Origin of the sequence: Roseomonas sp. TAS13, from assembly GCF_001950415.1 — a bacterium.
Classification (GTDB): domain Bacteria; phylum Pseudomonadota; class Alphaproteobacteria; order Acetobacterales; family Acetobacteraceae; genus Roseomonas; species Roseomonas mucosa.
Genome location: NZ_BDLP01000812.1, coordinates 1 through 247 on the forward strand (window position 1 = coordinate 1; position 247 = coordinate 247).

At 64.0% G+C, this 247-nt stretch carries 1 pseudogene; it reads right to left on the reverse strand.

The window, feature by feature from the left end:
• A pseudogene (locus tag ROTAS13_RS25600) lies at positions 1 to 247 on the reverse strand (DDE-type integrase/transposase/recombinase); the annotation flags it as partial.

Genomic DNA, 247 nt, shown 5'->3' on the forward strand with positions numbered 1-247 from the left:
AGGCCACCGGCTCGACCAGGTAGTGGCTGCACATGCGCAGGAAACGCCGGTTGTAGGCGCGATCCCGTCCCACCAGGATCGCGTCCACCGCCGTGCGCATGTTGTCGTAGATGCCCCGCGTGCAGGTACCGCGAAAGAAGGCGAACGCCCGGTCATGAGCGTCAAACACCATCTCTTGCGTCTCGCGCGGATAAGCGCGGACGAACAGCATCCGGCTGTGGCACAGCCTCACATGCGCGACTTTGAC